This window comes from Robertmurraya sp. (assembly GCF_036676585.1).
Classification (GTDB): domain Bacteria; phylum Bacillota; class Bacilli; order Bacillales; family Cytobacillaceae; genus Robertmurraya_A.
In genome coordinates this window covers 1-16,767 of sequence record NZ_JAKFCQ010000100.1, presented here as the reverse complement: position 1 = coordinate 16,767, position 16,767 = coordinate 1, and the positions used below count along the sequence as shown (strand labels likewise).

Here is a 16,767-nt window from a genome sequence, read left to right as displayed (position 1 = left end):
TTGTTTCTTGCCCAGCTGTTGTTAAATAGTCACCCACAAAAATAGAATTAGCTGGGTACAATCCGAGAGGTTGAAGACTCCTAAGATTAACTTCTCGGCCGCCAGAAATCCGAATTTCCTTCGATGGATTAATAAAGCGCATTAAGCAAAGAACTTTTAAGCAATAACGGGGATTTAACTCATTTACTCCTTGAAGGGGTGTACCATCAATGGCATGAAGGAAATTGACAGGGATAGAATCAGCATCCAATGCTTTTAGGCTTCTCGCCATGTCAATAACATCTTGTTGCGTTTCCTTCATACCAATAATGACTCCAGAGCATGGAGAGATACCTGCGTTCTTTACTAACTCGACTGTGTTTACTCGGTCTTCATATGTATGGGAGGTAGTAATGGATTCATGGTGACTCTCTGACGTGTTAATATTATGATTGTATCTGTCGACTCCTGACTCCTTTAATCGTTTTGCCTGATGTGGGTTGAGTAGCCCCAGGCAAGCACAAACCTTCAGACCGTATTTATCCTTTATCTCCTCGACGGCAGAAGTGACAATATCCACTTCTTTGTCGCTTGGACCTCTGCCACTTGCAACTATACAGTACGTGCCGGCGTTTAGATGATAGGCGCGTTCGGCACCTTGTAGAATCGTTTCCTTATCCATCATTCGGTATTTTTGGATAGGTGCGCTTGAGATACTGGATTGGGCACAGTAACCACAATTTTCTGGACATAGTCCTGATTTGGTGTTGATGATCATGTTAAGCTTTACTTTGTTGCCGTAATAATGACTTCGTATCACATAAGCTGCCTGAAGGATCTCAAGCAGCTCATTGTCAGGGCAAGCAAGGATATTTAACGCCTCATCATTCGTGAGCTCGTGGCCATTTAATACATCAAGAGCAAGTTTTTTCCAGTTATTCACCATGTATCCTCTCTTTCCGCTATTAAGCAGTTCTTTTTAAATGTTTGAAGCTACCCTTTGATAAAACTGTTTTTTCTAGTCTAATAGCAAGAATTGCAGCTAGTACTGTAAGAATAATATCTTTTGGCATTGGAACGACCATCCAAGACCAAGCCATTTGGTAAGTAAAACCTTCAGGGGCTGCCGCCCAAAGTTTGTATGCCGCGTACATCCAATTTGTTCCGAATACATAATTAATAACAAGTCCGACCATAGCAGCTGTGATGAAGCCAGAAAGGGATCGGTTCTTTTCTACGATTTTTCCTACTACAAAAACAGCAATAACATATGAAACGATAAATCCAAAGGTAGGACTCAAGAGAGTGGAAAAACCAGCTCCGAATTTGGCGAAAACAGGAACGCCCACTAATCCTACAAGCGCATAAACAGTCATGGAAATCGTCCCTAAACGACTACCAAGAATCAAACCTGCTAAAATAGCAAAAAAAGTTTGTAGAGTAATTGGAACTCCACCTACCACCAAAAATGGCACAAAAGAGGTAATGTTTGCACCTACAGCCATTAATGCAACAAACATCGCTGCTAGTGTAAGATCAATTGTTTTTAATTTCATAAAAGTATCCCCTTTATTTTTTTATATAAATAAAGAATAAATTTTCAGAGTCTTTTTTGTCAACTAAATATTTTTTAGGTTAACAAAAAAGTTATTCTTACCTATAGAAAAAACGAACATTAGCCTTTGAGATTATCCTTTCAGAAAAGCTCAAAAAATTGTCATATTCCTTTCGTTAAATCATGTTTCTTTTTCCTCATAACCGTAGTAAAATACGCTTATAAAATGGAAGGGAAGAGAAGAGAAAGATGAAGTTTCCTAAAGATGTAATACTTGATTCTGTTGTTGAACGAAAAAACCACGAAGCCTATGGATTAGAATTTGTCCAAGAACTTGGAAATGATGATGCCGGTTACTCTGAAATGGTCGTTATCATTTTTAAATATAAAGATAAATACTACAGTGTAGATATCCAACATGTGAATGGTGAGAATAACTACGATCATTGGGACAAAGAGGTTGACTGCCCAGAAGTTGTTCGAAAGGAAGCCATACAATATTATTGGGAAGAAGTTAAACAATAAAAAATCGAAAGGCATCAAGATGGATTTTCATCTTGATGCCTTTTATTATTCCTTGACGGCAATGACACGAATTCTTTTATAATCCGCAATCCATTGATTATCGTGAAATAAGCTTGATTTTAGTTGATGTTCTATCCTTTTGATGATTTCCTCTTGCTTCTCCTCATCTAATCCACGAAAAAAACTCAGTGCGAACATCTTTATCCAGTTCTTTAAACCGTTCGGCCCTTCTAGGGGAGTTGGTCTATCATAGTGTTGGGCAAGTGTAACTCTAAAACCAACTGTCTCCATTAACGAAGAATATTCACCAATACTAGGATAATACCATGGGAAATCAGTTCTATGGCTATCTCTCCCTAATTGATGGCTTATTTCATTAATAATGGTTTGTACATTCCCTTTACCACCGAATTCTGCTACGAATCTTCCGCCTTGTTTTAAGCTTTTGTATATACATTCTAAAGCTTGCTTAGGTTGTGTTACCCAATGAAGAGTAGCATTAGAAAAAACAGCATCAAATTCACTTGTATAAAGTAGTTCTGTTGCATCTTGGACGAAAAATGGTATTTCAGGATATTTTTCTAATGCTTGTGCAATCATATTATTTGATTTATCTACCCCTATCACTTGGACCCCTTGTTCAAATAATCTTTTCGCCAAATCACCGGTTCCGCATCCTAAATCAAGGATTCGCTCTCCTTTGAGGGGGGCTAACAATTCAATGAGACTATTCCCGTATTTCGAGACAAATGAGTGATTTTTATCGTATAAGTTCGCATTCCATTGATCTGTTTGATGTGAAACATTCTCCATACCCAACTCTCCCTTGTTTGAATTATCAAAATTTTAACATATTTATGCATTTAAGAAAAATTTTCCAACAGGAATATGATATGGTATAGATAAGCGGTCGAAATAAGGGGAAATTAATATAACCTAGAAAGCAGTGATGTAATCATTTAAACAAAGGAGGAAAATCGATGTGAGCGATACTACAAAAAAGGAAGTTTATTCATGGTGTAAATCAATTGTGTTTGCATTTATTGTTGCTTTTATTTGTCGTCATTTCCTATTCTCACCTGCGATCGTTTATGGGGAATCTATGTTACCAACCTTTGAAGAACATGACCGGCTGTTGGTAAGTAAAGTATCGGATATTCAACGATTTGACCTAATAGTATTTAACGCTCCAGATTCAGATGAGCGGTATATTAAAAGGGTAATTGGATTGCCTGGAGATCAGGTAGAAGTGAAAGATGATACACTTTATATCAATGGAAAACCGATGGAAGAACCTTACTTAGAGGATATAAAAAAAGATCTACTATTCGATAAGTTGACAGGAGACTTTACACTAAAGGAATTAACAGGGGAATCAGTCGTGCCTGATGGAGCGTTATTTGTTATGGGAGATAACAGGCTACATAGTAAGGATAGTCGATTTTTTGGCCCAATTCCTGTGTCTTCTTTAATAGGAGAAGTGAAGTTACAGATTTATCCTTTAAGAAAAATTGGTATGCCTGAATAACTGTTTAGTAAAAACAATAAATCTAAAGATAACCTACTTCGAGCTTGAAGTACGGTTATTTTTTTTGCCAGGTGAAATGATATGTTTTATAAAGGTACTCTGACTAAAAGGAGAAGTACTATGACCAATAACAAGGAAGCTTATATGAGGAGTAATTTTTGGTCCGGTTTTTTATTTGGAATCGGCCTTGTAGCGTTTATTGACGAGACTGTATTTCATCAAATATTACATTGGCATCATTTCTATGACAAGCTAACAACCGAAATTGGATTAATCTCAGATGGTTTATTTCATGCATTTAGTTGGTTTGCTACGATAGCAGGGTTATTTCTGTTTTCCCATCTTCGAAGACAAAAAGCATTACAGATCCCTAGATGGATAGGTGGAATATTTCTCGGGGCCGGTCTCTTCCAATTGTACGATGGAACAATTCAGCATAAGCTATTGCGTATCCACCAAATTAGATATGTTGAAAATGTTTTGTTTTATGACTTGATTTGGAATATTCTAGCGGTTGTGTTAGTAGTTATAGGTTTGCTCCTATCGGTGCGTAAAACAAAAAGTGAGAACTGGGGAGGTATTGCAAATGGGGGTCGATAGTTACATTCAAGCCATTTGTGGTACTGAGAATTTAGTATATGGTTCAAAATTTTTACTGATTCCTTTTACGGTGCTGCTGGTTATGTATGTGACAGCTGCAATGAAACAAGGTAAGAAATGGCCATATTATCGCTCCTTCCTTTTTAGCTGTTGTTTTCTATGTGTTGCTATTTCTTCAATTGGCCCATTAGCAATACTTTCCCACGTTGATTTTAAGATACATATGATATGTCATTTATTATTGGGGATGGTAGCCCCCTTACTATTGGTATTAGCTGCTCCGATGACACTTTTTCTTCGAACATTACCGGTATATTTAGCCCGCCGTTTATCCAAGATTCTAAAGAGTTTTCCATTACGATTTTTCACTCACCCCGTTGTTGCCGCCATACTAAATATAGGTGGACTTTGGCTAGTGTACACAACCAATTTGTATGGTTACATGCATGAATATCCTTATCTTCATTTTCTCGTACATCTTCATATCTTTATGGCAGGCTATGTGTTTACTTTATCCTTTATCTCTATTGATCCAATGCCATATCGATTTCCTTTTTTATTTCGGGCAATTGTATTGGTTTGTGCTTTAGGAGGTCATGGGATTCTCGCAAAATATATCTACGCACATCCTCCCAACGGAGTATCTGCTACACAAAGCGAAATCGGTGGGATGATTATGTATTATGGGGGAGACGTAATTGATATAGTGGTTATTTATCTTTTCTGTCTGAAATGGCTCGGTTCAAGCCGCTTTCATAACGGAAAGAAAGAAGGAAGACAAAAAGCTTTAGGAATAGTATAAATTCATGTTTTTATCAGAAGCTATGAAGGTTAAATTATAGTGAGGTGAAAATATGTATTTTTATAAAGAGGATTTAATTAATATGATTGTACCTGACAAGCCAGATCCAGCAGCGGCTAAGGTTCTCCAGGAAGCATTGGGTGGACGATTTGGTGAGATGAGAACCATGATGCAATTCTCGTTCCAAAGTGCAAATTTTAGAGGAAATGCTAAACCTTATCGTGATTTAATTCGTGGTGTATTTCTTGAAGAACTATCTCATGTGGAGCTTGTTCAATCAACCATTAATCAACTACTGAATGAGTCTGGTTTAGATATGCCTGGAAACGCAGGTGTAGATGATGCACCGCTTGATGAGGCAATTAAACATGCGAATCCACATCACTACATAATGGGAGCAAAAGCTTCTCTTCCGGTAGATGCTGCTGGTAACCCGTGGAATGGGAACTATGTGTATGACCACGGAAATTTAGTAGCTAATCTTTTAGATAATGTTGTTCTTGAATCAACAGGTGTATTACAAAAGTCGCGTATTTATGAGATGAGTGATAACAAAGCATTCCGTGAAACACTTGCCTTTTTAATTGTGCGTGATAATGCTCATCAAAATGCATTTGCAAAAGCATTAGAGACTTTAGGAGTGGATTGGGGGAAGCTTTTCCCTATTCCTAACTATGATATTAATAAATACCCTGAATGTAAAAAATATGTGGATATGGGCTTCCATAACGCACAGTTTAATTTCAGACTTGATGCTACTTTAATGGGAGAAATCTTCTCAGGACAAACTCCTAGTAGAAACGGAGGAGAGCTGAGGGTGATAGAACCGCCTGCGGGCTACCCAGTTCCACAAATGCCAGAAATGCCAAATGAACACGCACCAGGATTAAGTGATTTAAATAATTAAATAAAAACCAAGAAGCACTTCGAAATATGGAAGTGCTTTTTATGTGGAAAATAAAAACTGTGTTAGAAAATGTAACATGAGTGTTGGGGGAGTTTTGTAATCCATATATACTTAAACCAACATAGATCATCATCAAAATTACATAAAGGCTCTCTAAGCAGTATCGGTGAGAGCAAAAAGCTGTCTAGGGTTCCGTTGGTTTAGTGTATGATCCACCCCTTACACTAGTATCAAGTCTGGTCCAAGAGAGAGCGTATAGAATTTTTTTTCTATATACACGGAAGGATAAAAGCCTGGGAGATTCATTCTCTCAATCTTTTATCCTTCTTTTATTTTTTTAAAAACAAAATCTAACAATGAGGTGAAGAGAATGAGAAAAATGAAGTTTGTATTTTTAGCAGTCGTATTGGTTGGAACAATGGTCTTAAGTGCTTGTGGAAGTTCAACAAAAGAAACTTCTGGAAGTGAATCCAGTGGCAGTACCGTTAAAATTGGTTTTAGTGCTCTACCTAGCTGGTACTTATGGCATCTCGTCGATCAAAAGGGATTCTTTGAAAAGTATGGTGTTGATGTTGAATTGGTCTATTTTCCAGTCTATGCTGACTCTTTATCGGCCTTAAATACAGGAAAAATCGATGGAAATACTCAAGCGTTGTTAGATGCGATTCCCCCTTTAGATAAAGGAATTGATTTAAAAACAATTTTTATTACAGATAATTCAATCGGTGGCGATGGAATTGTTGCGACAAATGATATTCAATCGGTTGAAGATTTAAAAGGAAGATCTGTAGGTACGGAACTAGGTACGATTGAACACTTCTTCCTACTGACTGCTCTTGAAGATGCAGGTATGACGGAATCTGATGTGAAATTCACAAACCTGACTGTACCAGATGCAGGGAATGCTTTTCTATCCGGAAATATTGATGCAGCTGGACTTTGGGAGCCATTCTTAAGCAAAGCAGTTGCCAAGGAAGGAACACATAAACTGGTTACTTCTGCTGATTATCCTGGGTTAGTATCTGACGTGTTTGTTGTTCGAGATGATGTTACAAAAGAGAAGAAAGAAGAGTTACAAAAGATTGTAAATGCTTGGTTTGATGCAGTTGACTACTTGGAAAAGAACCCGGAAGAATCCATTGACATAATTGCAAAAGAGGCTGGTATTACTAGTGAAGAGTTAACAGAAGGATTTAAAGGGTTTAAAATGTTTTCTCCTGAAGATAATCTTGCATCCTTTAAAGAAGGAAACAGTTATGATTCGTTCTATTATACCGCAGAAAAAAATGCAGAGTTCTTAAAGAGACAGGATTATGTGGATGAAATACCTGACTTCTCCGATTTTGTTGATTCGTCCTTTGTTGAAAATGTTTCAAAATAATAAGAATAGAAAGGATGAGTGAAATGAATCTACCAAAAAATAGAACAATTAGAAGCTTAACTTCTATACGTGAAGAGGTACCAAAAAAATGGTATTTGTTTGGAGTATGTATTACCTTTCTATTACTCTTCCTTTTCTGGGGCGGTATTAGGTTTATTAACATAGTTGATGAAGTCTTCCTCCCAACCCCAAATGGAGTGGTCCTTTCGTTAGCACAATCTTTTGGAAGCGCAGAGTTTTGGGAGCATATTGGAATAAGTGTGTATCGTGTATTTATGGGGTTTTTACTGGCTTGTGTAATTGGTATTCCGCTTGGAATATTGGCTGGAACCTTTAAATTCGCAGAATCATTTATTTTACCAATGTCAGAGTTTATCCGATATATGCCTGCAGCAGCCTTTATTCCTCTTATCATGGTATGGGCAGGAATTGGGGAAACAGCCAAGATTTTGGTGATCTTCATTGGTTGTTTCTTTCAGCTCATCTTGATGGTGGCCGATGATACCAATCGTATTAGCAAAGATTTGCTGTACGCTTCTTATACTCTCGGTGCGAACCGAAAGCAAGTGATTTTTAAAGTCATCATTCCCGCGTTACTACCAAAACTCATGACAACCCTTCGCCTGATTATGGGTTGGGCTTGGACATATTTAGTCGTTGCTGAGCTGGTGGCAGCGAATAATGGACTTGGCTATTTCATTATGAAGGCACAGAGATTCTTAGATACAGAGTCTATCTTTGTAGGGATTATTGTCATTGGTTTATTAGGGCTAATCATTGATAGAGCATTTGCGATTGCGAATAAAAAGTTATTTCCTTGGGTGGAAGGTGGGAATTAAATGGTTACTATTGTACAGCCAAAAGTGGTAGTTGATCCAGTTGACATTGAAATTGAAATCAATGGATTATCAAAAATCTACGAAACGAAAAACCGTACGTTCCAAGCTTTGGAGGATGTTTCTTTATATGTGAAAAATGAGGAGTTTGTTTCCGTTTTGGGACCATCTGGCTGTGGGAAATCAACGATTCTTCGTATATTAGCTGGTCTAGAAGAAGCAACGTCTGGGTCAGTTAAAGTATCGGGTGAGGAAGTACAAGGTCCAAGCGTCAAGAGGGGGATGGTCTTCCAATCTTATACCCTTTTTCCATGGTTGACCGTTCGTGAGAATATTGAATTTGGTTTGAAGTTAAAAGGTGTTAGCTCGAAGGAACGGAAAGACATCTCAGATAAATACTTAGAACTTGTTGGTCTTGAGCGGTTTGCCAATTCTTATGGAAAAGAATTATCAGGTGGTATGAAGCAGCGTGTTGCCATTGCCCGTTCGTTAGCAAATAACCCAGAGGTATTGTTGATGGATGAACCGTTCGGCGCACTCGATGCACAAACGAAGCAGTCCATGCAGCAGTTGCTATTAGATATTTGGAAAAAAGAAAAAACAACCATTGTCTTCATTACCCACGACATTGATGAATCTATCTTTCTTTCCCAACGAATTTACGTAATGGACGCTCGCCCTGGAAAAATAAAGGAGGAAATCAACGCTGATCTTCAATTATTTAAAAATGGTGAGCTAGTAGAAGTGGACCGATTTATGAAACTAAAGAAACATATCATTACACTACTGAAGCATTGATAATGATGGTTAAAAGGAGGGAAAAGAGGATGACACACGTTTGGTCGACCATTCTTTCTCCTGGTGGAAAATGGTCAGGGTTTATTAAACGGGGGAAGATTATTCGGTTTACTGCACTTGAGGAAGGTGCGAATGTATCAATTCTTTTTTATAACGCGAGGGACTTAGCCGAGCGCTATGTTATGTCTGACACTCTAAAGTCTCAGTTTACAAGCCATTTAACAAAAGGTCATGTTCTTTTAAGTGATAATGGCCGAGTGTTGGCAAGTATTGTAGAAGACAGTGTTGGCTGGCATGATCCAATCGCTGGATGTACAACTCGTGAGAAAACGGATGCAAAATATGGAGTAACCACCTATCAAATGCAGCGAAATGAGTGGTTTCGAAGTGGTCGAGAAAACTTGATTACCGAGCTTGCACGAAATGGCCTAGGGGCACGTGATTTAGTACCAGTAGTCAATTTATTTTCTAAAATAGCTACAGATGAAAATGGTCAATTAACATTCCAAAAAAATCATTGTCCAAAAGGTGCTACCGTGACCTTGAGAACGGAGATGGATCTGTTAGTTGTCCTTTCTAATACACCCAATCCTCTAGATCCAAAGACAGAGTATCCGGCTGTACCTGTCAAAATGGAGGTTCACTCTTCACCATCAGTAGAAGAGGATGACATCTGTGTTAATAATCGTCCAGAAAATCGGCGTGCATTTGAAAATACATGGGCTTATTACGCTTTATACTGATACTTTTCCCAGAAGGAGGACAAATAAATGCCTATTCTAACGAAAGTGGAAAGTCCACGTAAGGCTAAGGATGCGATTTATAGTGAAACCATCTTGGCTGGAAAAGGATTTATGCATAAGCTTCTACCCGGGCAAGTAATTAGAATCGTGGACTTAGAAGGAAACCAATCAGTGGATGCTTTGTTTTATGATGCGGAGAATCCTGATGATCACTATAGTATAGTTTTAACTATTGCTGAGCAGGGGAATATTTACCTAAAAACCGGTTCGACCCTACTTACTGAATCAGGTAAAGAGCTCGTCACCATCGTTGCAGATACGGTTGGTTGTCATGATGCATGGTTTAGTTTTTGTTCTGCACAAAGCAATACGGTCCGATACGGACATGACAAGATTGATATGCATAACTGCCGTGATACCTTTTTGCTTTTGATGGAAGAAAATCATGCGGGATATACAAAAAGGGATCTACCACCAAGCGTAAACTTCTTTTGTATTGTACCATTTACTCAGGATGGTGCCATTGAATTTGTTGATGGTATTTCTGCTCCAGGAAGCTATGTTGAGCTAAAAGCTAAATGTAGCACAATGGTTCTTCTTAGCAACTGCTCACAGCTAAATAACCCATGTAATGACTACAACCCAACACCTATTAAAGTCTATATTTGGGAATCGTAGACTGTTAGGTAGAGTTGCTTTCTCAAATGACCTTTTTAACGGAAGTGTAATACATCAAAAGGAGGAATTGTTCTGGAGAAATTGATTGATTTAAACTGTGATATGGGCGAAAGTTTTGGCCTGTATAAATATGGTGCTGATGAGGAACTTATGCCATTAATAAGCTCTGCTAATATTGCGTGTGGTTTTCATGCAGGGGACCCACATGTTATGCGGGAATCTGTTGAGTTGGCAACTCAATATGGTGTAAGGGTTGGAGCACATATAGGATTACCCGATAGACTAGGCTTTGGGCGTCGTGAAATGAAGGTTAAACCACAAGAGATATACGATTATACTCTTTACCAGCTCGGAGCTCTTGCTGGTTTTTTGCAAAAAAGTAATACATCATTGTCTCATATAAAACCGCATGGTGCTCTTTATATGATGACAGCTGAAAAAAGAGAGTTAGCGGAAGTAACGGTGGAAGCCGTGTTGGACTTCAATCGTGAAATTGAGATCTATACATTGCCTAATTCAGAGCTTTATCATGCGGCAAAAGAAGCAAAATTAAACGTAGTGAGCGAATATTTTGCTGATCGACCGTATGTAAATAATTATGTGAAAATGTTCGGCTGGACGTTAGAGGAAATCGGACAGCCAAACGAAATGGCCAAAAGGGCTTTGCAATTGTTGGAGGAAAGCCCAGTTGAAACGATTTGTGTGCATAGTGATACACCTAATGCACCAGCAATTATGAGATCGGTTCGAGAAGCCTTATTAGAAAATGGCTGGCAAATAGGGAGGAAATTGCTAATAGTTAAGTAAGTTGAAAATTCCTTCTATATGAAGATAATAAACAAATAACAAGCACCAAAGTATAATTGCTAATATGAGAAGTGAGTGTTTTAATAGTTTCTTCATAGTAGTAGTTTGAGAAGTAATGTTTAAAATAATTCCATGCTACATGAGGAATTTTTGTTGCAAATCTTGAATATAAAAAGGTGTCAGACATAGATTCTGACACCTTTTTGTTTCTTTACTTTTTCACTTGTTTAAATACCCATTCAATCATTTCTTTATTTTCATAAGCTGGTACCCATGAACCATGGTTATATCCAAGCTCTGCTGGATACTCCGTATAAATTGGATTTCCACCAGCATTCTGAATCGCTGCTACAATGTTTTGTGAGTAAGATACCGGGATGATAATGTCATCTACTGCATGGAATGCCCATATTGGTTTATTCACTAGCTTAGAGGCTTGAGCTGGATCTCCACCACCAGCAATTGGTACCATGGCAGCAAATAGATCAGGATATCTTATGTTCAGATTGAACGTACCAAATCCACCTTGAGACAATCCAGTAGAGTATAGTCGGTTGCTATCAATATTGTATTCATTTCTAACTTTTTGAAGAATATTATAAGCAGTTTCTAAGTCTTGGGAAAACTCGAACACTCTGTTTAGACTAATAATATTATTTGTGTCTCTAGTGATTCCAAACCCACCATCGTGTACATTACGTGCTTGAGGGGCAAGGACAAAGGCAGGATTCTTTGCTTGATTTTCAGGAGCTGCCCAGATCACAGCACCATCATTGGCTAGGATTTGCTTTTCGTTATCAGTACCTCGCTCTCCGCCTCCATGTAGGAATAGAACTAGCGGGTACGATTTTGAAGGATCATAATTTTCTGGTACATAAAGGCGATAAGGCATGTCATTGTAGGTGAAACTTAAGAATTTTGAAGCAATGGCTTCTTTTGTTGTGAATGTATAAGTGAACGAGGATACCGCACTTATCGTTTCTCCGTTATTAACTTCTAATGCTTTGCTATTAGCATTCCCACGAATGGCAATGGCTTTCACAGTGGTATCTTTGGTAACTGTAATGGGTGCAGAATATAAGTAACTATCTTTTGAAGGTGTTGATCCATCCAGTGTGTAATAGATATTTACACCTGGTGTTGAGGATTGTAGTTCAACTGTTTGTGACTTGTAATATGTACCTGATTCAATGGAGGCTTCTGGTGAAGCAATTTGACCGTTTGAATTTAGTTGCTTTGCTTGTCCTATAGGTGCAAATGCTTGAAATGCGAGGACGACTAAAAGTAGTGCGCATATGCCTTTCATTACTAATCTCTTCATGAAATCTTCCTCCTATTAACATAGTAAAATACAAGGCTAATCATAGATTATAAGCGCTTTCATAAAAAGATAGCCTTTTTCCTTTTTTCTTAGGAAAAAGTTTGCAAATCCTTTTAAAACAAGAAAGAGCTACAATTTCATGTAGCTCCTTCATAAAAAACGGTTCTATTCTCCTGGTAGTTAAGCCTCAATTTTTTTCACTCCATACCCAGCGATCCAAATGATGCAACCGCATAAAAGGGAAGCCCACCAAGAAAGGGAAAAGGAAGGTCCAATCTCTGGCATCAGTTTGCTTGCAACAATGATTAAAGCCATTGATACACTCCCGAAAATACCTGCCTTTATCATATCCTTTTTATTATTCGGCTTTTCAAGGAAGAGTGAGTCCTTAATAATTTTAAAAATATACCAAACTCCAAAGGATATACTAGCTAATATAACACTAAAAACAATGATAGAGGTAAGAGGATACACCGTCGTTGTTATTTCTTTGAATTGAGATCCGATCAGAATAACGATAGAACGTATGATTAACATATAACTTATTACATTTAATGCGAGACCACTTATGAATGGAAGTACTTGGCGCTTTTTTTCCTTTGGAAGGTTTTCAATGATCTCATCAGCATACTGCTTAGGATTGGGTCCAAAGATTTCTTTAGCTGTTTTACCTTCGTTTTGAGCCTCTAATAAATGGTCGAGCATTTCCATTAACACTTCCTCGGACTGTTGCTCCGAGAGGGTTAGTTGCAGTCGAATGTATACTAGCATGTCACCATAATATTTTTCATTTTCTTTGGTTAACCCTTCGCGCTTTCGATTATTTTCTTCAATCAGTTGCTTTGCTTTCATTATTAATCCTCCTTTGAAATAAAGAATGAACGGGAAGAAAAACCTGCTCCCACTCTAATGCGATGGTTTCTAGCGCCTCTTTTCCAGCATCTGTTAGATAATAATACTTTCGATTAGGTCCAGATTCAGACGGCTTCATTTCTCCCCGAATGAGGCCGTTTTTTTGAAGACGAAGAAGAACAGGATAAATGGTTCCTTCACTCACATCACTTAAACCAATGTCTTGAAGCTTTTTAGAAAGTTCATAACCATACACAGCTTCCTTCTCAATTACCGCTAAAACACAGCCATCCATAATCCCTTTTAATAGCTGACTTCGAAAAGACATAAAGCATACCCACTTCCTGGTACATTGCATAACAAGATAGCTTTAGAAAAAACAACTACTTTGTTATACATGGTAGTTACCTTTATTGTAAGTAACTGGTTTTTATTTGTCAATATGGAAAAATCCCCCTCTCTGCACTAAGATTATTTATATACAAGAATAGGGGGGGATTTTGTGATTAAGGCGGTGTTAATGTTAAGGGCAGTATGGATACGGGTATGATTGGAGTTTGGAAGAAGGATGTTCATTGGGAAGAGGTTTTGCCAGACTATATAATTACAGACTTACAGGAGCTAATTGATTTGGTCGATACTTTGAATATGGAGAAAAGAAGGGACGCTTAAAGATCCCTTCTTTTCATTTATTCTATTTTTACCATTATCTTGTCGATTGCATGATAGCCATAGCCTTTTCGATTCCAAAAAGGCTTTTTTGGTTGAACACGATTATCCGAGTCGGTAGCTCTAGACATAATGGTGTATTCACCTTTTTGCTCAGCTCTCCAGTGATAGTACCAAGTAGTCCAAGGATAACCATTAGGGTCCAAGGTTTCTATGTTTGCATCGTACCACGATCCTCCATTGTCAGTACTAATTTCAACCTTTATTATATGTCCTTGGCCAGTACAGGCTATTCCCCTTATTGTGTGTGTGCCCGTTTGTAAAATATCTCTATCCAGTGGCTGCTGAATCGTTGAATTTACATGGATTGTGGTCACTGGAACAGCTTCTTTGTTGCTTTCTTTGTACGGGTAATATACATAATCAATCGTTTGAAAGGGACCTGTAAATGGAGAATCAGTAACGATTATTTGCTTAATCCATTTAACCGAGGCCATAGCATACCACTGTGGAACAATTAGTCTTAAAGGAAAGCCGTGCTTAAAAGGGATAGGTTTGCCATTAAATTCATAAGCAATAATCGTGTCTGGATGAAGAGCTTTTTCTAAAGGAAGACTTCGAGTGTAAGAGACTAATTGATCAGTGTCTTTACGCTCCCCATAATCAAATCCTTCAACAACTACTTCTAAAGCACTTTCTTTTATACCTGCAAGTTCTAGTACATTTCTTAATGGTACACCTTTCCAAAGTCCTTGGCTCACCGCCCCTTTTTCCCACTGCTCACCAAACACTTTCGGCTCGAAAAAGCTTCGCTTATTCCCTGAACATTCAAGAACTACCTTTACCTGTTTTGAGGGTAATTGGGTTAGTTGTTGTAATGAAAAAAACAATGGTTTTTTCACATGACCACTAACGGGCAGCCAGTAGCTAGAGTATGAGAGCGCTGGGTAGGAAAAGTGATTGCGTCTATAGAAAAGTCGAGAAGAAGTGGTGTCGTTGTTTAGAAAGGAGATCGGTGACTCTTGATTCTCAGGATGAAGGCTTTTGGTTATTAAATAAGGTTTTGCACTAGGTTGGAAGTGATTATTCATCTGTCTCCTCCGAATTTGATAGATTGTTTTGTAAAGAATATGTGGCTACCGGATGAAATAGTCTTTTGTGGCTGAAAAGACCTTGTTTTTACGAAGACAATTTGGCAGTATAAGAGAGGGTTAAAACTAGTTTGATCGGAGGAATACAAATGGCTAACTTGCCAAATTGTCCAAAGTGCCAATCGGAATACACATACGAAGATGGTACATTATATATTTGTCCAGAGTGTGCACATGAATGGACAGCAGAAAGTGAAATAAGTGAAGAGCAAAAGGTCGTGAAGGATGCAAACGGGAATGTACTAAACGATGGTGACACTGTTTCAGTTATTAAGGATCTAAAAGTAAAGGGATCGTCATCAGTGATTAAGATCGGTACGAAGGTGAAAAATATTCGTCTTGTCGAAGGCGATCATGATATTGACTGTAAAATTGATGGATTTGGTGCGATGCAATTAAAATCGGAATTTGTAAAGAAAATATAGCATAAAAATTGATTGATTAAAGCCGTATAATACATATTTGTGGTATTTACTGGATATATAAGGATATACTAGTAGGAAGGGAACATCCATATGGTCTTCTAGTTCTCATTTGTAGAAGGCAAGAGACCCTTAGGAAGGATGGCCAAAAATGACTGTAATCGGTTACCAAGCTCAAGTAGCAGATGGAATTAGAAAAAAAGGAATCAAAAGAGTGAACTCCTTTTTTAAAACACCTGAAGAAGCAGTAGAAGAGGCTTTTTCTTTAAAGGAAAAGTTGGATTCAAGATACAAAAATAAAATCAAGTGGGATTATGGTAAGAAAATTACAGGCACACTTGAAAAAATGAAGATCCTAAAGGGGTACTTAGAAGGAGATGAAGATTCCAGTGCTTTTTATCTTCAGATTACTACCTCAGAGATTCAGAGAAATTTAAAATTATCTACTCCTAGTAAGCCCAAAAAGTTTACTGCGAATGACAAAAAAGTAATGACAAAAGTAGCTAAAATATTTGTATAAATTTATTTCCTATGTGGTTGGAGAATATATGTAATTATTACTTATCATTGTTTTATTGCTCATAACCTGTTATTCTTAGATAGAATTATTTTTGTTCGGTCTGTAAGGAAAAAATAGTGAAAGCTTTTTCGCCTTTGATATCTCATTGAGCAATGATAGTATTAATTGTGGAGTATTCCACGCAGGAGGAAACAACATGCAACAAGGTACAGTAAAATGGTTTAATGCAGAAAAAGGCTTCGGTTTTATCGAGATTCAAGGTGGAGAAGATGTATTTGTTCACTTCTCAGCGATTCAAGGCGAAGGATTTAAATCTTTAGACGAAGGTCAAAAGGTTACTTTTGATACTGAGCAAGGTCAACGTGGACTTCAAGCTACGAACGTAAAAAAAGCTTAAGTTAAATATACGTAAAAACAGATGGTCAAATGGCCATCTGTTTTTTATGCCTCATTAAGATAAAAGAAATGGTGCTAAAACCTTTGAGGTTTTAGCACCATTTTTATTGTTAAAAGATAAGAATGTATAAGATTTTTGACTTTGAGAATTGTCTAACTCCAGCGCCCTAGCGCTTTTCTTATTCATGCACTTTGAACGTATTTACCATTGCTTGAAGATCTTCAGCCATTTTAGCTAATGAATGAGCGGAAGCGGTGATTTCTTCCATTGAAGCAAGCTGTTCCTCAGCACCTGCA

22 protein-coding genes and 1 riboswitch are annotated in these 16,767 nt (G+C 37.7%); of the genes, 15 read left to right on the top strand and 7 right to left on the bottom strand.

Translation table 11 applies throughout. The annotated features are described in order from the left end of the window. Positions 1–922: biotin synthase BioB (gene bioB, locus ACGLXV_RS13895; protein WP_391559095.1), on the bottom strand; the 922-nt coding region annotated here is incomplete at its 3' end. A 22-nt stretch (positions 923–944) separates the two neighbouring features. Further along, positions 945–1,535 (bottom strand): biotin transporter BioY, encoded by a 591-nt coding sequence (locus tag ACGLXV_RS13890; protein ID WP_119706964.1) that lies wholly within the window; start codon positions 1,533–1,535, stop codon positions 945–947. Positions 1,536–1,783: 248 nt separating this feature from the next. Between ACGLXV_RS13890 and ACGLXV_RS13885 the strand changes: the two genes are divergently transcribed. After that, a complete protein-coding gene (locus ACGLXV_RS13885; protein ID WP_119706965.1) occupies positions 1,784–2,059 on the top strand; it encodes a hypothetical protein in 276 nt (91 codons plus the stop codon). A 45-nt stretch (positions 2,060–2,104) separates the two neighbouring features. Here ACGLXV_RS13885 and ACGLXV_RS13880 read toward each other — a convergent pair whose 3' ends face one another. Continuing rightward, complete coding sequence (locus tag ACGLXV_RS13880) at positions 2,105–2,872, bottom strand: class I SAM-dependent methyltransferase (protein WP_391559094.1); 768 nt, start codon at positions 2,870–2,872, stop codon at positions 2,105–2,107. A gap of 169 nt (positions 2,873–3,041) precedes the next feature. On the opposite strand from ACGLXV_RS13880, the gene lepB reads away from it, so the two are divergent. The 10 genes from lepB (at position 3,042) to ACGLXV_RS13830 (ending at position 11,139) form a co-directional block, all read left to right on the top strand. Next, the gene (lepB, locus tag ACGLXV_RS13875; protein ID WP_391559093.1) at positions 3,042–3,587 is read left to right on the top strand and encodes a signal peptidase I; all 546 of its coding nucleotides are present in this window, start codon (positions 3,042–3,044) and stop codon (positions 3,585–3,587) included. Between the two features lie 120 nt (positions 3,588–3,707). After that, complete coding sequence (locus ACGLXV_RS13870) at positions 3,708–4,187, top strand: DUF2243 domain-containing protein (protein WP_391559092.1); 480 nt, start codon at positions 3,708–3,710, stop codon at positions 4,185–4,187. After that, positions 4,174–4,989: a cytochrome c oxidase assembly protein gene (locus ACGLXV_RS13865; RefSeq protein WP_391559091.1), complete on the top strand. Its 816-nt coding sequence runs from the start codon at positions 4,174–4,176 to the stop codon at positions 4,987–4,989. The genes ACGLXV_RS13870 and ACGLXV_RS13865 overlap by 14 nt, the downstream gene beginning before the upstream one ends. A gap of 52 nt (positions 4,990–5,041) precedes the next feature. Beyond that, positions 5,042–5,896, top strand: a complete 855-nt coding sequence (locus ACGLXV_RS13860) for a manganese catalase family protein (RefSeq protein ID WP_391559090.1) — start codon at positions 5,042–5,044, stop codon at positions 5,894–5,896. 173 nt (positions 5,897–6,069) lie between these two features. Beyond that, positions 6,070–6,198, top strand: a riboswitch (guanidine-I (ykkC/yxkD leader). A gap of 68 nt (positions 6,199–6,266) precedes the next feature. Continuing rightward, complete coding sequence (locus tag ACGLXV_RS13855) at positions 6,267–7,277, top strand: ABC transporter substrate-binding protein (RefSeq protein ID WP_391559089.1); 1,011 nt, start codon at positions 6,267–6,269, stop codon at positions 7,275–7,277. A 23-nt stretch (positions 7,278–7,300) separates the two neighbouring features. After that, complete coding sequence (locus ACGLXV_RS13850) at positions 7,301–8,116, top strand: ABC transporter permease (protein WP_119706969.1); 816 nt, start codon at positions 7,301–7,303, stop codon at positions 8,114–8,116. Beyond that, positions 8,117–8,911, top strand: coding sequence for an ABC transporter ATP-binding protein (locus tag ACGLXV_RS13845; RefSeq protein ID WP_391559088.1), 795 nt, complete (start codon positions 8,117–8,119; stop codon positions 8,909–8,911). Positions 8,912–8,940: 29 nt separating this feature from the next. Continuing rightward, positions 8,941–9,654, top strand: coding sequence for an urea amidolyase associated protein UAAP1 (locus tag ACGLXV_RS13840; protein WP_391559087.1), 714 nt, complete (start codon positions 8,941–8,943; stop codon positions 9,652–9,654). Positions 9,655–9,681: 27 nt separating this feature from the next. After that, positions 9,682–10,332: a DUF1989 domain-containing protein gene (locus tag ACGLXV_RS13835; protein WP_391559086.1), complete on the top strand. Its 651-nt coding sequence runs from the start codon at positions 9,682–9,684 to the stop codon at positions 10,330–10,332. 81 nt (positions 10,333–10,413) lie between these two features. Further along, positions 10,414–11,139 (top strand): LamB/YcsF family protein, encoded by a 726-nt coding sequence (locus tag ACGLXV_RS13830; RefSeq protein ID WP_391559085.1) that lies wholly within the window; start codon positions 10,414–10,416, stop codon positions 11,137–11,139. Positions 11,140–11,350: 211 nt separating this feature from the next. Here the strand turns inward: ACGLXV_RS13830 and ACGLXV_RS13825 are convergent, their stop codons facing one another. The 3 genes from ACGLXV_RS13825 to ACGLXV_RS13815 form a co-directional block, all read right to left on the bottom strand. Beyond that, on the bottom strand, positions 11,351–12,460 hold the full coding sequence (locus ACGLXV_RS13825; protein ID WP_391559084.1) for a chitobiase/beta-hexosaminidase C-terminal domain-containing protein: 1,110 nt from the start codon (positions 12,458–12,460) through the stop codon (positions 11,351–11,353). Positions 12,461–12,640: 180 nt separating this feature from the next. After that, on the bottom strand, positions 12,641–13,312 hold the full coding sequence (locus ACGLXV_RS13820; protein WP_391559083.1) for a DUF1129 family protein: 672 nt from the start codon (positions 13,310–13,312) through the stop codon (positions 12,641–12,643). Beyond that, a complete protein-coding gene (locus tag ACGLXV_RS13815; protein ID WP_391559082.1) occupies positions 13,290–13,640 on the bottom strand; it encodes a PadR family transcriptional regulator in 351 nt (116 codons plus the stop codon). Before ACGLXV_RS13815 ends, ACGLXV_RS13820 begins: the two co-directional genes overlap by 23 nt. A gap of 218 nt (positions 13,641–13,858) precedes the next feature. On the opposite strand from ACGLXV_RS13815, the gene ACGLXV_RS13810 reads away from it, so the two are divergent. Further along, positions 13,859–13,984: a hypothetical protein gene (locus ACGLXV_RS13810; RefSeq protein WP_391559081.1), complete on the top strand. Its 126-nt coding sequence runs from the start codon at positions 13,859–13,861 to the stop codon at positions 13,982–13,984. Positions 13,985–14,001: 17 nt separating this feature from the next. Here the strand turns inward: ACGLXV_RS13810 and ACGLXV_RS13805 are convergent, their stop codons facing one another. Then, positions 14,002–15,072, bottom strand: a complete 1,071-nt coding sequence (locus tag ACGLXV_RS13805; protein WP_391559080.1) for a sulfite oxidase — start codon at positions 15,070–15,072, stop codon at positions 14,002–14,004. A 149-nt stretch (positions 15,073–15,221) separates the two neighbouring features. Between ACGLXV_RS13805 and ACGLXV_RS13800 the strand changes: the two genes are divergently transcribed. The 3 genes from ACGLXV_RS13800 to ACGLXV_RS13790 all read left to right on the top strand — a co-directional run bounded on the left by ACGLXV_RS13800 (position 15,222) and on the right by ACGLXV_RS13790 (position 16,471). After that, on the top strand, positions 15,222–15,557 hold the full coding sequence (locus ACGLXV_RS13800) for a zinc ribbon domain-containing protein YjdM (protein ID WP_391559079.1): 336 nt from the start codon (positions 15,222–15,224) through the stop codon (positions 15,555–15,557). Between the two features lie 148 nt (positions 15,558–15,705). Next, positions 15,706–16,074 (top strand): hypothetical protein, encoded by a 369-nt coding sequence (locus ACGLXV_RS13795; RefSeq protein WP_391559078.1) that lies wholly within the window; start codon positions 15,706–15,708, stop codon positions 16,072–16,074. 196 nt (positions 16,075–16,270) lie between these two features. Next, positions 16,271–16,471 carry a cold-shock protein gene (locus ACGLXV_RS13790; protein ID WP_066056568.1) on the top strand — a complete coding sequence of 67 codons (201 nt, stop codon included), beginning with the start codon at positions 16,271–16,273 and terminating at the stop codon, positions 16,469–16,471. The last annotated feature ends 296 nt before the right edge of the window (positions 16,472–16,767 follow it).

Coding starts and splice junctions, on each gene's coding strand:
- ACGLXV_RS13835 (WP_391559086.1), top strand. CDS start 9,682: ATGCCTATTCTAACGAAAGTGGAAAGTCCACGTAAGGCTAAGGATGCG.
- ACGLXV_RS13880 (WP_391559094.1), bottom strand. CDS start 2,872: ATGGAGAATGTTTCACATCAAACAGATCAATGGAATGCGAACTTATAC.
- ACGLXV_RS13815 (WP_391559082.1), bottom strand. CDS start 13,640: ATGTCTTTTCGAAGTCAGCTATTAAAAGGGATTATGGATGGCTGTGTT.
- ACGLXV_RS13870 (WP_391559092.1), top strand. CDS start 3,708: ATGACCAATAACAAGGAAGCTTATATGAGGAGTAATTTTTGGTCCGGT.
- ACGLXV_RS13850 (WP_119706969.1), top strand. CDS start 7,301: ATGAATCTACCAAAAAATAGAACAATTAGAAGCTTAACTTCTATACGT.
- ACGLXV_RS13845 (WP_391559088.1), top strand. CDS start 8,117: ATGGTTACTATTGTACAGCCAAAAGTGGTAGTTGATCCAGTTGACATT.
- ACGLXV_RS13795 (WP_391559078.1), top strand. CDS start 15,706: ATGACTGTAATCGGTTACCAAGCTCAAGTAGCAGATGGAATTAGAAAA.
- ACGLXV_RS13860 (WP_391559090.1), top strand. CDS start 5,042: ATGTATTTTTATAAAGAGGATTTAATTAATATGATTGTACCTGACAAG.
- ACGLXV_RS13865 (WP_391559091.1), top strand. CDS start 4,174: ATGGGGGTCGATAGTTACATTCAAGCCATTTGTGGTACTGAGAATTTA.
- ACGLXV_RS13855 (WP_391559089.1), top strand. CDS start 6,267: ATGAGAAAAATGAAGTTTGTATTTTTAGCAGTCGTATTGGTTGGAACA.
- ACGLXV_RS13820 (WP_391559083.1), bottom strand. CDS start 13,312: ATGAAAGCAAAGCAACTGATTGAAGAAAATAATCGAAAGCGCGAAGGG.
- ACGLXV_RS13790 (WP_066056568.1), top strand. CDS start 16,271: ATGCAACAAGGTACAGTAAAATGGTTTAATGCAGAAAAAGGCTTCGGT.
- ACGLXV_RS13800 (WP_391559079.1), top strand. CDS start 15,222: ATGGCTAACTTGCCAAATTGTCCAAAGTGCCAATCGGAATACACATAC.
- ACGLXV_RS13890 (WP_119706964.1), bottom strand. CDS start 1,535: ATGAAATTAAAAACAATTGATCTTACACTAGCAGCGATGTTTGTTGCA.
- ACGLXV_RS13825 (WP_391559084.1), bottom strand. CDS start 12,460: ATGAAGAGATTAGTAATGAAAGGCATATGCGCACTACTTTTAGTCGTC.
- ACGLXV_RS13885 (WP_119706965.1), top strand. CDS start 1,784: ATGAAGTTTCCTAAAGATGTAATACTTGATTCTGTTGTTGAACGAAAA.
- ACGLXV_RS13805 (WP_391559080.1), bottom strand. CDS start 15,072: ATGAATAATCACTTCCAACCTAGTGCAAAACCTTATTTAATAACCAAA.
- ACGLXV_RS13840 (WP_391559087.1), top strand. CDS start 8,941: ATGACACACGTTTGGTCGACCATTCTTTCTCCTGGTGGAAAATGGTCA.
- ACGLXV_RS13810 (WP_391559081.1), top strand. CDS start 13,859: ATGATTGGAGTTTGGAAGAAGGATGTTCATTGGGAAGAGGTTTTGCCA.